Origin of the sequence: Paenibacillus sp. NPDC058071 (assembly GCF_042885235.1) — a bacterium.
Taxonomy (GTDB): domain Bacteria; phylum Bacillota; class Bacilli; order Paenibacillales; family Paenibacillaceae; genus Pristimantibacillus.
Genome location: NZ_JBHVSK010000025.1, coordinates 1 through 14745, shown reverse-complemented (window position 1 = coordinate 14745; position 14745 = coordinate 1). Strand labels below are relative to the sequence as shown.

The 14745-nt window shown below is 50.1% G+C and carries 16 protein-coding genes; 5 read left to right on the top strand and 11 right to left on the bottom strand.

All coding sequences use genetic code 11. The annotated features are described in order from the left end of the window. Positions 1-235 precede the first annotated feature (235 nt). Positions 236-748: a sigma-70 family RNA polymerase sigma factor gene (locus ACFVTB_RS26270; RefSeq protein ID WP_387756115.1), complete on the top strand. Its 513-nt coding sequence runs from the start codon at positions 236-238 to the stop codon at positions 746-748. Continuing rightward, on the top strand, positions 745-2064 hold the full coding sequence (locus tag ACFVTB_RS26265) for a DUF4179 domain-containing protein (RefSeq protein WP_387756113.1): 1320 nt from the start codon (positions 745-747) through the stop codon (positions 2062-2064). Before ACFVTB_RS26270 ends, ACFVTB_RS26265 begins: the two co-directional genes overlap by 4 nt. Before the next feature lie 148 nt (positions 2065-2212). Here the strand turns inward: ACFVTB_RS26265 and ACFVTB_RS26260 are convergent, their stop codons facing one another. From ACFVTB_RS26260 to ACFVTB_RS26225, 8 genes are all read right to left on the bottom strand, one after another. After that, the gene (locus ACFVTB_RS26260) at positions 2213-2926 is read right to left on the bottom strand and encodes an HD domain-containing protein (protein WP_387756111.1); all 714 of its coding nucleotides are present in this window, start codon (positions 2924-2926) and stop codon (positions 2213-2215) included. A 236-nt stretch (positions 2927-3162) separates the two neighbouring features. Then, positions 3163-3945 carry an MBL fold metallo-hydrolase gene (locus ACFVTB_RS26255; RefSeq protein WP_387756109.1) on the bottom strand — a complete coding sequence of 261 codons (783 nt, stop codon included), beginning with the start codon at positions 3943-3945 and terminating at the stop codon, positions 3163-3165. Next, positions 3942-5696: an ABC transporter ATP-binding protein gene (locus tag ACFVTB_RS26250; protein WP_387756107.1), complete on the bottom strand. Its 1755-nt coding sequence runs from the start codon at positions 5694-5696 to the stop codon at positions 3942-3944. The genes ACFVTB_RS26255 and ACFVTB_RS26250 overlap by 4 nt, the downstream gene beginning before the upstream one ends. 18 nt (positions 5697-5714) lie before the next feature. Then, positions 5715-6494 carry an energy-coupling factor transporter transmembrane component T family protein gene (locus tag ACFVTB_RS26245; RefSeq protein ID WP_387756105.1) on the bottom strand — a complete coding sequence of 260 codons (780 nt, stop codon included), beginning with the start codon at positions 6492-6494 and terminating at the stop codon, positions 5715-5717. Positions 6495-6508: 14 nt separating this feature from the next. After that, positions 6509-7099 (bottom strand): hypothetical protein, encoded by a 591-nt coding sequence (locus tag ACFVTB_RS26240; protein ID WP_387756103.1) that lies wholly within the window; start codon positions 7097-7099, stop codon positions 6509-6511. Between the two features lie 19 nt (positions 7100-7118). Then, on the bottom strand, positions 7119-7820 hold the full coding sequence (locus ACFVTB_RS26235) for a Crp/Fnr family transcriptional regulator (RefSeq protein WP_387756101.1): 702 nt from the start codon (positions 7818-7820) through the stop codon (positions 7119-7121). Positions 7821-7858: 38 nt separating this feature from the next. Further along, positions 7859-8302 (bottom strand): NUDIX domain-containing protein, encoded by a 444-nt coding sequence (locus ACFVTB_RS26230; RefSeq protein ID WP_387756217.1) that lies wholly within the window; start codon positions 8300-8302, stop codon positions 7859-7861. 40 nt (positions 8303-8342) lie between these two features. Beyond that, on the bottom strand, positions 8343-8801 hold the full coding sequence (locus ACFVTB_RS26225) for a putative periplasmic lipoprotein (protein ID WP_387756099.1): 459 nt from the start codon (positions 8799-8801) through the stop codon (positions 8343-8345). A 428-nt stretch (positions 8802-9229) separates the two neighbouring features. Between ACFVTB_RS26225 and ACFVTB_RS26220 the strand changes: the two genes are divergently transcribed. Both ACFVTB_RS26220 and ACFVTB_RS26215 read left to right on the top strand, forming a co-directional pair. Then, positions 9230-10486 (top strand): DNA polymerase IV, encoded by a 1257-nt coding sequence (locus ACFVTB_RS26220; protein ID WP_387756097.1) that lies wholly within the window; start codon positions 9230-9232, stop codon positions 10484-10486. After that, complete coding sequence (locus ACFVTB_RS26215; RefSeq protein ID WP_387756095.1) at positions 10483-10950, top strand: YhjD family protein; 468 nt, start codon at positions 10483-10485, stop codon at positions 10948-10950. Before ACFVTB_RS26220 ends, ACFVTB_RS26215 begins: the two co-directional genes overlap by 4 nt. 81 nt (positions 10951-11031) lie before the next feature. Here the strand turns inward: ACFVTB_RS26215 and ACFVTB_RS26210 are convergent, their stop codons facing one another. After that, on the bottom strand, positions 11032-11649 hold the full coding sequence (locus tag ACFVTB_RS26210; RefSeq protein WP_387756093.1) for a cyclase family protein: 618 nt from the start codon (positions 11647-11649) through the stop codon (positions 11032-11034). Between the two features lie 168 nt (positions 11650-11817). Beyond that, the gene (locus ACFVTB_RS26205; RefSeq protein WP_387756091.1) at positions 11818-13083 is read right to left on the bottom strand and encodes a DUF2515 domain-containing protein; all 1266 of its coding nucleotides are present in this window, start codon (positions 13081-13083) and stop codon (positions 11818-11820) included. 224 nt (positions 13084-13307) lie between these two features. Here ACFVTB_RS26205 and ACFVTB_RS26200 point away from each other — a divergent pair, with 224 nt between their 5' ends. Further along, positions 13308-14036, top strand: coding sequence for an SOS response-associated peptidase (locus tag ACFVTB_RS26200; protein WP_387756089.1), 729 nt, complete (start codon positions 13308-13310; stop codon positions 14034-14036). Positions 14037-14105: 69 nt separating this feature from the next. Here the strand turns inward: ACFVTB_RS26200 and ACFVTB_RS26195 are convergent, their stop codons facing one another. Then, on the bottom strand, positions 14106-14519 hold the full coding sequence (locus tag ACFVTB_RS26195) for a hypothetical protein (protein WP_387756087.1): 414 nt from the start codon (positions 14517-14519) through the stop codon (positions 14106-14108). Between the last annotated feature and the right edge of the window lie 226 nt (positions 14520-14745).

The following is a 14745-nucleotide window of genomic DNA, read 5'->3' as shown; positions in this document are numbered from 1 at the left end:
TATTGACTTTTATTTAGATTTGTGATATTATGAAAAAGATTGAATAAAATATAAGTTGTGCAAGTGATATTATATCAAAACTATTGCCTTCAATCAATAACCAATAAATAGTATAAAGCCGATCTCTTAATGGAGGTCGGCTTTTTTATATCGTTATATAAATTTTTACTATCCCGCTGAAAGAAATGAACGATTTGTTCGGCTGTTGCATCTAATCGCTAAAGGAGGCTCCGCAATGGATGCAATTGAGCTGGCTCAACAAGCTATTAACGGCAATAAAGAAGCGCAAGTCCAGCTGTTGGCTTTATATAAAGAACCGATGTACCGCGTTGCTTACAGCTATATGCAAAATGAGCATGACGCAAGAGACGCCCTGCAAGAAATGAATTATCAATGCTTAAAGCATATTCATCAAGTACAAGCTCCGCAATATTTTAAAACATGGCTTGTTCGCATTGTCATCAACACTTGTTTAATGATGAAACGAAAGCAGCGCCGGATCGTCATCACGAATAACGTGCAGGAGCCGGAACAGCAGCATTCCGATTCGGAGCTGTTCGAGCTGAATGATGTCCTGTCGCAACTGCCGGTGGAGCAGCAAGAACTTATACATTTGAAATATTTCAAAGATCTCAAGAATAGTGAAATTGCGACTTTGCAAAACATTCCCGAGGGAACCGTCAAATCAAGATTGCATCAGACGTTAAAAAAACTTCGCCGCTTAATGGGAGAGGGGGATATTTCATGAATGCGATGAGTGAAGAACAGCAAAAAAGATATATCGAACTATTAGACGCGGTGCCCATTCCCCCGCTTCCCTCCGATGCCGAGTTAATCGCTCACAATCGCCTTCGAAGGAAAAAAATACGACGCAGACGCTGGCTGCAATCGGCGATTCTTGCCGCTGTCGCGTTCATTGCCTTTATCGGTTCGATTCAGGTGTCGCCCGCTTTCGCTTCTGCCGTGGCGCAAATTCCCGGGCTGAAGCCTCTCGTCGAAATGATCGCCTTCGACAGAGGCATCGAAGATATTATCAATAACGAGTACTACGAGTACATTAACGCGAGTCAAACGATTAACGGCAAAACACTTACGGTTACAGGCGTTGTGGCGGATGAGTCCGGCATGATCATTTCGTACAAAATTGATTCTGATGAGGATTTATCAGTAGTCACCGGCGTGCGCACCGAATTGACGCAAGGAAACGAACCTATGCAGGCTGCGGTCGGCAGCGGTTGGGGAGCATTGGAGAAAGGAACTTATGAGACCGAGAATACGCTGGATGTGGCTGCAAGCCCAGGGATGGATTATTCATCGAAGGAATTTAAGCTTCAATTATCACTTAATGGATTTCCGGAAACCGTTTTTGAAATTCCGTTTAAGCTGACCCATGAGATTAAAGCCTCCAAGCGCTACCCTGTAAACAAAGAGATAACCGTCGACGGCCAGCGGTTTACGATTCATGAGCTCGTTATTTCCCCGCTTCGATGCGAGCTGAAGATGTCGATTGATCCAGCGAACACGAAGAAAATTTTAAACTTTGAGGATATTCGCATTTTTGATGAGCATCAAGTCGAACTGGGCAAAATTCAAAACGGCATTATCGGATTTGGAACTTATGAAGACGAGCAATTCAGCTTGATGCTGGAGAGCAACTATTTCCGTATTCCGAAAAGCGTTACGATCGAATTCCGCGAGATTGAAGCGATCGATAAAGCCGACGCCTTTATTGTCGTTGATTTCGATAAAAAAACCGTGATCAGCCAGCCTGACGCTATTAAGATCGAGCTTGAAATCAAAGATAACTACGAAGTCCAATACAAATTTCGTCCGTACAAGCAAAATCAGCACAGAGCCATGCTTGGCAAATTAATCGATGCCGAAGGTGAAACTTATCACTCCTATAGTACACGGACCTCAAGTTACGAGGACGAGACGGTCATGGGCGAATTGTATGACGTCAACCGTGCGAAGAAGCCTCCGACGAACCCGGTCAAACTGGAGATCACGCACTACGAGCAATATTTATCCGGCATCGGCCGGGTGCAGGTTGAATTGAAATAGGCGGTCGCTTGAAAAAAGCGCCCCTTTTCCTTGTCATGTGGACGAGGGAAGGGGGCGCTTTTTTTTGTTCATAAAGGGGCTCAACATCGTCGACGATAGCCTTTTCTAAGTCTGTTCGTTCGATAATCTCTCACGTTCTTATCTAAGTTTACGTCCCGTTGATTACTGTAGGGGAGATAAGCCCCAGTTCGTTCTCGAATTGTTCTAAAAAGGTGACCATCACCTGATGTCGCTGTGCAGCCATTCGTTTCCCCGGTGCTGTATGCATTCCGTCTGCCAGCTTTAAGAGCTTTTCATAGAAGTGCATATGGACCGAACCATTAGGGGCAACGTTAGGATCGAATTCAGCTGCTGCCGTCTTCCGCTTCTCCTCGATCATCGGCAGGCCATGTGCGCCTCCGAACATAAAGGTGCGGGCGATCCCGACCGCACCCAGTGCTTCCAGCCGGTCTGCATCTTGCAAAATCTGCGTATCCAGCGAGAGAGCGGCATTAGCACTATAGCTTTCATGAAGCGCTATGGCATCAAGGATTCGATCGAAGTCGTTCTCCCCGATCTCTGGAATGATCAGCGGACCGAACTCCCGTCGCAGATCGGCTATCGCCTCCGGGCCAAAATGCAACCGGCCGGTTTCCTTCTCTTCTTTTCGATAATAATCATGCATTAGTCCGGCTGCTGCAGCGATATCTGCATCGGCGTGGAGTTCATCCGCAATCATTGCAGCCAGTTCCATCACTCGTACCGCGTGCAAAAAATCATGGCCGGTCGAATCATCGCACATCTTGGCGAACACCTTAGCCACAACAGGTCCGATCCATTCCGGCAAAGGCATTGTAATATACGGAAAATTCAGCTTCGTCACACCTATTCCTCCTAATGCTTTGGGTTCTTCCGATCGCCATTAAAGCCTAATTCCTTTATTTAATAGAGGTTTGAGGTAGGAATCATGCTTTAAAAGCCACCACTGCCGTTTCTCCAGAATCCCTCTGCCCCTTCTTTTCCGTCAAGAATTGATTTTGATGTAGAACCCATTTTATTGTAGCTTAATTTTTGGAAAAGTGCCCTACAGAGTTCATTCTCTTGCCGTCTCCTCTTCCCTTACGGCCATGTGCGCCACTCATGCTGCCTAAGCAGCTTCATTCCGCACAGCGCTTCTTCCTCCAACCCGCTCGGGGCTTCCCCATAATGCATTAAATAGGTATGTTGGCGAATGGCCGCAGGGTATTGGCATAATGCCTCAAAGCTGGCATGGACGGGACTGGAATCAAAGCTGCAATCGTGGTAAAAATCCGTAATTCCTTCTTGGTGAAGCCTGGACACCAGAGCTTCATCCGCCACCATATCCGCGCTATAAAATAGGCGACTGTCAATCACGAGCGAACAGCTGAACTTGGATGGCACGTGGTGTGTGGACATCCAGCGCATGGAGAGGGGCGGGCGGTCCGCTCCAGCATCACCAGCACTTATGCCGGCCGTTAACCAAAAAGGTTCTCCTTCTTCGACCGTCTGTATATCAAAGTAGTCTGCTAACGATGTTTTTCCGTCAGCGACATTCTCTAAGGTTCCGCGTAAATGTTGCTCCCATAAAGCGTGCTGCAACGGAGCAGGAAGCCAGAGCTTCATCTTACGCCTGGCAGCATAGGCTCCATACAAAGCGGCTTCATCCAGCCCTCCGCAATGATCGTAATGCAGATGTGTAATAAAAATGCCGTCGATATCCTCAAATCCGAGTCCGAGTTCATACAAGCTTTGCCAAGCCAGCGCACCGCAATCAATCAGATAGCGGCGGCGGCTGATTTCCAGCAGCGCATTATTATGATAAGTGGATTTTACAAATCCGTTGCCGACGCCGAGCATCATAATGCGGAATTGCTGGCTCATACGCTTCCTCCTCCGCCGAGAACAGGCTCTCGCAGGTCATGTACGGATAAGGCGTCCACCAATTCATCGGAGGTCAGTGCAACCTGTGCCCAGCCCCAGACATGTGACAGTTCAACCGCCGGCGGAAGCGTAATATGATAGCGCTCCAGCTCTTTTCCCTTCGAGAAGACCTCACGGGTAGGCGCATCCCATACAATCTGCCCCTGGGACAGCACAATCGTGCGCGGAATATAATCTGCTACCACCCGCATGTCATGTGTAAGCATAATGATCGTATGTCCTTGGCGCCAGAGCTCGGTAATGTAATCCATCATCTCTCTGCACCTTACAGAATCAAGTCCGGTCGTCGGCTCGTCCAGAATGATCACTTCCGGCTGCATCACCAGTATGGAGGCAATCGCCACCCTGCGCCGTTCGCCACGGCTTAAGAAATGGGGGTGCTCCTGCAGATACTTATCGATTTGCAGCAGCTTAGTAACTTTCTTGACACGCGCATCTATCTCGTCGGCCGGCAGCTTCTGAACATTTAATCCATATGCGACTTCGTCATACACAGTACGGCGGACAAACTGATAGTCCGGATTTTGAAAAACAAAGCCGATATGACGCACGCGTTGGTCGGCCCGGTATTCGCTTGAAGGCTTGCCGTGAATAAGCAGTTCTCCGCCATGCGGTTGCAAAAGGCCGGTAATCAGCTTGCAGAGGGTGGACTTACCCGCACCGTTGCGGCCGATGACTGCTGCAAATTCGCCTCTGCCGATCCGAAGATTCAGCGGCTTGATGGTCATCTCGTCCTCCTGTTTGCGATAGCGGAACGTGATGTTCTTCAGCTCAAGCAGCGTTTCACCAGCGGGTACTGCCTCTGCTTCAGACTTATGATTCGTACGCTGCTTAGGAGGCTCAGGGCGGATGACGCCTCGATGGTGCAATGCCTTCCTCAGCTCTTCTACGGTCAGCGGATCGCATTCGTAGCGCTGTTCGTCATCTATTTTCACGCCTAACTTGCGGGCCAATTCAATCACCTGCGGCATCGGCAGCCATTCACGAACAAGCGGCTCATCATACAGACGGCTTGGCGGCGCGTCCGCTACGATTTTTCCTTCCGCCACTACGATAACCCGATCAACATAGGGCATGGACACATCAAGATTATGATCGACAAAAACAATCGTATATCCCCATTCTTGATGCAGTTGGCGAATCGTATCCAACACCATCTCTTTGCCAAGCGGATCAAGCTCCGCGGTCGGCTCGTCAAGTACAATGACCTTCGGTTTCGTCATCAGACAGGCAGCAATCGCCACCCGCTGCTTCTGGCCGCCGGACAGGTCTAGTGTTGAGCGCAGCAGCAGCGATTGAATCTCTACTCTTTCCACTACTTCTTCCAAGCGCCGATCAATCTCGTCAGTGGAGAGGCCTATATTTTCAAGCGTGAAAGTCAGTTCTTCCTTCACCGTGCCCCTGACAAGCTGCCACTCCGGGTCCTGCAGCACCGTCCCGACCACAGAGACGAGATCATTCGGATAGACATCCTGTACCCGGTTCCCGTCCACCGTCACACTGCCTTGATACGTGGAGCCTTCTGTTTCATGCGGTATCAATCCGTTGATCGAAAAGCAAAGTGTCGACTTCCCGCCGCCGCTCGGCCCTGTAACAAACACAAATTCGCCGGGTGTAATGTTCAGATTCAATCGATGCAGCATCGGCTTTCCCGACGAATACGTGCAGCTGTAATTATCGAAAGTGATCATCTTGACTCTCCTCCGTTGCTATAATGTAAAAAAGCATCTTAATACGAGCCAAGCTGTAAACAACAGTCCCCCGGTCAGAATAACCCGCTTATCGAGTTCGGTAATTCTGGGATTGTAGTAATAAGTCCGCTTGTTTTTTCGCCCTGCACCTTTCAGTGTCAGGGCGAAACTGGTGGTGCGGAACCGCTTCAAGAAGACGAACAGGACCGGAACGAGCGTACTTGCGAACCGGACGGAGCGGGTATACAGATTACCCGAGCGAAAGTCGACGCCTCGTACGTATTGCGCATCCATGACCGTTTTAACATCGAAAATCATCAGACTCCAGTACCGCAGCGCAAGCGACACAGACAGCGTCACGAATTCAGGCAGCCCGAATTTCTTCAACCCCATCACAATATCTTCATTGGAAGTCGTAAACAGGATCAGGAAGAAGAGCAGAGACCAGATCAGCATACGGCACATAAATTTTAGCGAAGTCTCGATGTTACTGGATGAAATGATGACTTTCCAATATCCCAAATCCGCCTGAAAGTATATCGTGCCGCCAGCGTCGGATAGAAAGTAAGACAAACTCATCGTAAACGACAGGATCAGTACGGGAATCAGCAAAAGCCAGTGCCAACGCGATGGACGAATATAGATGAATAATGTCAGGCAGATCAGCAGGAGAGCTGTCAGACTTGCGAGCTGATCCATAAACAACGGAATTAAGGTAAAGAGCAGACCAAAGACTAAGATCTTCGTAAAGCCATGCAAGTAGTGCAGAAGCGAATTCGATGGATAATACAATTGCATAAGCGCAACCCCCGTCAGCCTAGAAACCTTTTGAAAAACAAACCGGATTTATTCATATAATCAGACATCCAAGCGAACAGAAGCGGGCTGAAGATCGCGGCAGCAAGCGTATTGCTGACCTGCATCCAAGGCCAAATGGTGCCCCATACGACGTTGCCGGGAATTTTTTGAATAAGGACGAGATTGAGTGCTACAAGGACAGTGGACAGCACCATGCCGAGAGTTACCGTTACGATGAAAACGATACGATCCCTTGCGCCTTCAAACCGAACTTTGCGGAAAGCGATCCCCGGAACGAATCCCATAACGAATTGAGCGAGCAAAGCTAAAGGATAGATCGCTGGATTCATGCCAACAACGACCATCGATAAAACATTGCCGATCACAAGTCCCGCCGAGCCCCATACGCCAAACCAAACGCCGAACAGCGGAGCAAAGATCGCAGCAGGATACAGCACTTGAACCGTACCTAGCTTGATCGGGACAAATCGGGAAATATAGATGGTCGCTCCAAAAATCAGCGCACTGATCACCATCGCCACAATATGGCGGGCAGTCACTCCTCTATTGGGTAATCCTGATTGCATGGAATTCATTTGGTTCACAATAAACACTCCCTAGATGTTATTTTTCCATGTCCGTTAATTCTTTTTTTAATAAAAAGCGGCTCCACTCATTGCAAATAATCCGGTTTTTATCTACGTAAATGATCTCCCGGTCCTTCAGTTCCTTGAGCACTCGGTTCACGCTGCGCAGCGTCACTCCCCACTGGGAGGCAATATCTTCACGCGAGATGGGAATGATAAATGAAGCTTGCTGATTAAAATTGATAGGCTCGACCTGGCTGTACAAATAGCGGAGCAGCTTGTGCCTGAGAGACATCGACACATTGTCAATCGATTTGCGCACCGTCTCATACAGCTTCCCGGCCAACTGTTTCGTCAAGTACAGCAAGAAGTGGTTATCCGCCAGCAGCCATTTTTGATAAATTTCCTTTTTCAACACAAGCGTAGAAGCCTGGGTCTCAGCTGTAATGCGGCAGACGTACGGCGTCATTAAGGCAATTTCGATATCACTGATCATCTGACCCGGATAAAGATAGGCGATAATAAGGACCGTACCGTCATCCAGAATGTGCTCTACTTTCAAGTGCCCCTCTATAACGATATAGAAGACATCAGGATGCTCTCCTTGCTCGCATACCAGCTCTTCCGGATAATAGCGCCATAGCTCCCAATGGACAAACAGGTCCGGCGGCATGTGCTCCAGCATTTCATGCAGCCATCTGTAGTTGTTCATCATGTTGAGCAGGACTGACTTGTCCATTTGCAGCCTCCAATTACCTTTTTACAGCTAGTATTCCCCTAGTGCTTGTGGTCTTGCAAGACTCGCTTGGCGACTTCCCGAATAGCTGCTGGCACCGACTTTTCATCTAATTGGGCGTCATCAAACCACATCCACTCCTCCCCGACTTCCGTTCGCTCTCTGCGAAGAACTTCTCCAACATAGATGTAATCGATATGGTCATGCTGATCATCGATACGTTCGAGCTGAATGTTGATCGGGAAAGCCAAGGGGATTACACCAGGCTCTGGATGACTGTCTTCTTGTGCCGACAACAGCCGAATCGAATAGCCTGTCTCTTCTAGCACCTCTCTGACAGCCGCTTCATCCGGTGTTTCGTTCGACTCCAAGTGCCCGCCTGGCGGAAAAAAGCACCCCACAAACGGCGGTTTTCGCCTCCGCATAAACAATAATGCGTTGTGCTCTTCATTCAAGACATAAACCGTAGCGGTAAATTCTCTAATTCGCTTCTGCTCGATTTCTTCTCACCTCCATTCGCTTGCCTTATTTGATTTTTATTTTAGAGATCCTCGCAATTCGAAAAAAGGACAATTGTCTAGTAGTGTTAACTAACGGGTCGTATTCGGTAAAATGAATGTTAAACTTATAAAAAGGACATTCTGAATGGAATTTAGCTCCCATTCGGAATGTCCTATATGAATATTTTCCCCTATTATCACCAAGTGGCTTGCTACGCCCTCCAAATCTTATTAAGGCTCTTCCAATATCCGTTCTGCTTTTATCATTGTTTGATTCCCAATTTTCTTTTGGCATGGGTTGACGGTTCTTAAGAACTTTACCGAGTTTTTCCCCAACTTTATCAGCTGACACTTCACTCACAGAAATTCCGTATACTTTGTCATTGACAATTACGGAGCTAGGATAAGTGGAGTTATTCTGTGAACAACCAGCCAGCAGCAAGAGTATAATCACCATAATCATTAAATTTAATTTGATTTTCATTGTATTTACAACCTTGTTTATTTAATGTAATAGGCTCAAAACCGAAATCAGTGCTTGACTTGAAGCGAGGGGAATCGCTGCAGGTCAGAGGGTTCTTCCGCTACTCTCTTTTTCTTTGTCAAGAACTGATTTTGATGAAGAACCATGTAATAATGATAAACCCCTCCACGTCCATTTAATGGAAGGATTAGCAATACTGTTTACTCCTTCTTCTAAAGCAACTTGCCAGAGGCACACTAGAAGGATGTACGAATGCCAGCTACTAGATATACGGATCTATTGCTTTAAATGCTCGCTCATGTTTAATTATATTCTTTTCGCGTGTTTAGCCCCCTGTCTGAAATTACCTGCATTTATCCCTTGCATACAGAACATACATTCGGTATATAATAAGGATACGAACATACTTTCGCATCGAAGGTGAACTTATGCAAGAACGAACCATTATGCTGATCGACGGCCAATCGTTTTACGCCTCGGTCGAGAAGGCGGCGCATCCCGAGCATAAGGACGCTCCGGTCGCCGTCGCCGGTGATCCTTCGCGCCGTTCCGGCATCATTCTAGCCGCCTGCCCGATCGCGAAGAGCCGCGGCGTCAAGACCGCCGAATCGCTCGGCGAGGCGCTCGGCAAATGCCCGGAGCTCGTCATCATCCGTCCCCGCATGCAAAACTACATCGACGTATCTCTGCTCATCAGCGGCATTTTCGGCAAATACACCGATCTAGTCGAGCCCTTTTCTATCGACGAGCAATTTCTCGACGTCACCGGCTCCATTCCTTACTTTGGCGCGCCCGAGGAGATTGCGGTCCAAATTCAGACGAGAATTCTGCTGTACACCGGTGTATGGTCGCGGGTAGGCATCGGCTCGAACAAGATTTTAGCGAAGATGGCGACAGACATTTGGGCGAAAAAAAGCGAGAGCGGCATTTTCACCTTACGGAAGCTGGATGTGGAACGGGTGCTTTGGCCGCAGCCGATTCAAGCGATGTTCGGCGTCGGCTCGCGCATGACCGCTCATTTCCATCGAATGGGCATCGATACGATCGGCGATCTCGGCCGTATGCCGCTCGCTGATTTAAAGCGCCGTATGCGCGCCCGCATGGGACGAAACAGCGACATTCAAGCGGAGCTGTTCTGGCAGACGGCGAACGGCATCGATCCGAGTCCCGTCAAGCCGAGCACGCACGACGCCCAGCAGGCGGTCGGCCATCAGATGACGCTGCCGCGCGATTATTCCGAGCCGCGCGAGATTGACGTCGTGCTGCTGGAGCTGAGCGAGGAGGTATGCCGTCGCAGCCGGGCTAAGGGCTATATGGGGCATGTGGTAGCGGCTGGAGCGCAAGGAGCCGATTTCAGCCAGCCGACCGGCTTTTTCCGGCAAATGACGGTTCCCGATCCGACGAACATCGCGAAGGAAGTATACGCTGCGGCGAAAACGTTGTTTTACGCCCATTGGGACCGTCTTCCCGTGCGTAAGCTCGGCGTGACGCTGTCGCGGCTCGTTCCCGACGATCAGTACCAGCTGACGCTGTTTGGCAACCGGGAAAAGGAACGAAGATTGGAGCGCATGACGGACGCCATTCGAAACAAATTTGGAACGACCGCGATACTGCGGGCTTCCTCTCTGCTCGATGCGGCTCAGGCCCGCGAACGCAGCGTCAAAATTGGGGGGCATTATAAATGAGCAAAAAACTGGAAGGAAACGGCCGCTGGGAATCGAGCCGCATGATGCTGCCCGAGCACCGGGAGCAATTTTTGCAGCAGCGTGCGCCGCAATCGCCCGTCCAAGTTCCAACCAAGGAAGAGCTGGAATGGGTGCGCGATTGCATTCTGCTGCCGATGATGCTAAGCGTCGTCGAGAAAAACAGCCGGGATATCGAGCTGAGCTTTTACTCGATGAAGCCGCTTTATATCAGAGCCTCCCACGCCCTGATGACCATCATTCACCGCGATCTGGACGCCGTTCGGAAGGAACTGAAGGCTCATAAGATCAAAGTATATCAAGATGAGATGGAAAGCGAAGGGGGCGCGATTCATTATCGGTTCGTCTGTCGGGGTTACGAGGACCGTTTCTCGATCATTCGCGACGTCGCCCGGGCGGAGATCAGCGTCGGCATTTCAAAATATATTGCTAAAATGTTCAAATAAAATCGGCCAAAGACAGAAAAAGACGCTTGCCCTTGCCGAGCCATCGGACACCATAAGGGAAGCGCCATACATACAACAAAGCTATGATTTCAAACGCGCGACGATGCGAGCCGGAGAGGAATCTGCGCGGATATGAAGCGGCAGCGCCGTGACCTCGAAAGCGCCTGCGCCAAGCAGCCGTTCGGTGTTGACCGCATTCTCCGCGATCAGAACGCGGTTGCGGAACAGAAGCTTGTGAATCGCGAACGGTGAATAGTCCGGTGACGGCGTGTCGAGAACGACCATTTTCACCCTTTTTCGGATGAGCAGTTCGGCGAACGCCTCGGTCAACGACGGATATTGCGTGAAATAGTCCGACTGCCCGTAAAACTCGCCGTGACCGGTATGTACGACAACGATGCTTCCTTCGGGAATGAGCGTCTCGTACCGTTCGTCATAATCGACGTCCGGTTGTCCAGTCGCATCCAACAAGCAGCCGTCCCCAATAAATGATTCGATAGGAAATTCATCTAAATAAACGTTGCAGTCCAGCAAATGCATGGGACCGTCGATATGGGTGCCGGCGTGCATATTAATCGTCAGCAAATGGTTCGTATAGCCGTCCTGCGGCACCGAGCTTGTCTGCGCAAGGACCGTTTGCGTATCGCCAGGATAAACCGGCATCCCCTCTTCGACCCGCCGTGAAAGATCGATGATCACACGCAATCTTCCTTTCGATAAAAAGTGGCTTTTCCTATAGTTTACCACAAACGCGGTATGAAGGAAGAAGATAGCCGGAGCGGCGCAAGGAGCCCGGCGGGCTATGCCGTTCTTGCTCTTCGTTATGGGTAACGCGCCGCCCTATTCTCTAGCACCTCCACATCACTCCTATGACTTCCATTGCTCAGCTGCCAGCACCGCAAGCTCAATTTTGTTTAACAGCAGTCCATACTCATTCGTTATTTCGAAAGTATGCGGTAACGGAAGCTTGCGAAAATACTTTTCAACATCTGCCGCGGAAACAAACCAGTCACCTTGCTCCGCGGGCTCAACCGGCCGGTCAAGCCAAGCTGCTTCCAGCTCCGGGCTAAAAAGAGGGGCCGCACCCGCCAGCAGACGTCCTCCTTGAAGCCGCTCGGTATACCGTTTTTCCGGTGGGTTGCGGCGAAGCTTCGCGAACAACTGAGGCGCATAATCGGTACGTGAGCCGCTGTGACGGATCCGGCTTGCGAAAGCGTGCGAACCGTCGAGAATTGCCGGAATGCCGAACAACAGTGCATACAACCTTTTGCCGAACTCGATCCGTTCCTTTAAATGTTCGAAGCGCTCAATAACAAGCCCAGCCAGCCGCATTTCGCCAGGAGGCCCGTAAGGAAAACAAACGGCATTAAGCTGCAGCAGCGATTGCATGCCAAAAAACAGCGTATCGACGACATTTTCGCGAAAGTAAGGGTGCTTGACGACACGCTCCTCGATATAATGCTGCTCATTTACAATTAGCGCCGTCGTCAGTAACGGCGAATCGCGACGCACCCAGAATCGTTCCCATACCGGCCTCATAAAACGCGACACACCGAATGCCGGAAGCAAGTGAAACAATGATCGACCCTCACGCAAACTTTGCTCATAAAGCAGCAACTGGGGATACGCATCCTGAAAAATAAGCGCATTGGCCCGCTCCAAGAAACGGAACACGTCCTCCCTTTGTTCGGTAGAAAGAAGCCTTGGCACCCACTCGCCTTGCAAATCGGTCATGTTCCAGCCCCCGTTGCGGGAAACGAGGTGAGCTAGCATCGCCCAATGGAGCTCCGGCTGACGAACGTAGACAAGCCGGTAAGCCTCGGTGCGCGTTGTGTTGTTGCGATTCCAGTGCGACGTTTCACCGCGTATGCGTTCAATCAATGCAGGCTCGAACGATTCCTGTAACGGAGCGGCCGGCGTCATCTCTAACCTCCGCCAAGCGGCCATCAGCTCTTCCACCGCGCCTTGCTCCAGCCGAAGCGGTACTGCATCGGCGGACATCTGGTGAGACTTCGACAGCCCCTTCCATTTTCCAATCGCATAGCCTATGGCCGTTCCTGGCAATGCTGCTATCCGTTTTAACCAACCTAGCGGGCCTTCCCTGCTGCTTCGCGATGACGGGCGTTCACTCATTGCAGTCATCCTCTCCCAAAAACGGAAATCGTCTACTCTCATCATTTACCGTTCTCGCAAGGATCAAACCGGAACAGATTTCCAAGCGGTGCTCTATTGTAACGTATTTCGCCGCTGTTCGTTTTAGTCATACAGCTGTGCGTTCCGCTAAAGGAGAAGAGTCAATGGCCGCGAATCGTTTATAATAGATAACAAGAAGAAGTGGAACGAAGGAGGGCGGGGCCATGTGCGGCAGATATACGATAACCGTATCGCTTGAGGAATTGATGATCCGCTACATGATCGGCGCGGTGTCGGTTCCTTATCATCGCCCCAAATACAATGTAGCTCCTGGACAGATGATTCTCGCTGTCGTGAATGACGGCAAGCAAAACCGGCTTGGCGAGCTCAAATGGGGTTTAATCCCTCCATGGGCGGACAATCCCAAAGTCGGGTACAGCATGCTTAACGCCCGTTCAGAGACGGCCTCAACCAAGCCGGCTTTCAAAACGCCGCTTCAGCGCAAACGCTGCCTCATTCCAGCCGACGGGTTTTACGAGTGGAAGAACGAATCCGGCAATCAGAAAAAGCAGCCAATGCGCATTGTTCGCAAAGATCGTTCATTGTTCAGCATGGCCGGCTTGTACGAAACGTGGATTGCTGCGGATGGCACGACTGTAAGCAGCTGCACCATTATGACGACGGGAGCTAACTCGTTGATGGAGCCGATACATGACCGGATGCCGGTTATTCTTCACCCGGAAGATGAGGCCCTCTGGCTGGACCGGCGCGTACAGGAACCGCAGGCGCTCATTCAGCTGTTCTCCCCTTATGCATCGGACGAGCTCGAAGCATACCCGGTTACGGCCGCTGTAGGCAATGTCCGCTATGACGAACCCGACTGCATCAATCCGATCGAACTCCCGACAAAAGACCCTGTAGAAGGAAATGGCGGACAAATGGAGCTCTGGTAACTCGGCATCGGCACTTTAACTAACCAATACACACACCAAGAACTATTTCGTCGAAACTCCGCTCAAAAGCTATGAATGCGTGCATACGACAAACTTGAAAAATGGATCTGTAAGACGGTTTTCCGTCTTACAGATCCATTTTCGCGAGTCAACTGCCTCTGTAAGACGGTTTTCCGCCTTACAGACCCGTTTCGGCGAGTCAACTGCCTCTGTAAGACGGTTTTCCGCCTTACAGACTCGTTTCAACGAGACAATTGCCTCTGTAAGACGGTTTTCCGTCTTACAGATCCGTTTCGACGAGCCAATTGCCTCTGTAAGACGGTTTTCCGCCTTACAGACTCGTTTCAGCGAGACAATTGCCTCTGTAAGACGGTTTTCCGCCTTACAGACCCGTTTCAGCGAGACAATTGCCTCTGTAAGACGGTTTTCCGCCTTACAGACTCGTTTCAGCGAGACAACTGCCTCTGTAAGACGGTTTTCCACCTTACAGACTCGTTTCAGCGAGCCAGCTGCCTCTGTAAGACGGTTTTCCAGCTTACAGACCCGATTAAAGGCAGCCGGCGCGGATCCTGCAAGGCGCTTCGGTGCCTTACAGCGTCGTTTCGAGGCGACGATGTACCTCTGTCAAGAAAGTAGACACGCTCATTATGCAACCTGGTGCTGCTCGTAGTAACGTTTTTCACACAGATGTGGGGTCATGTAACCAATA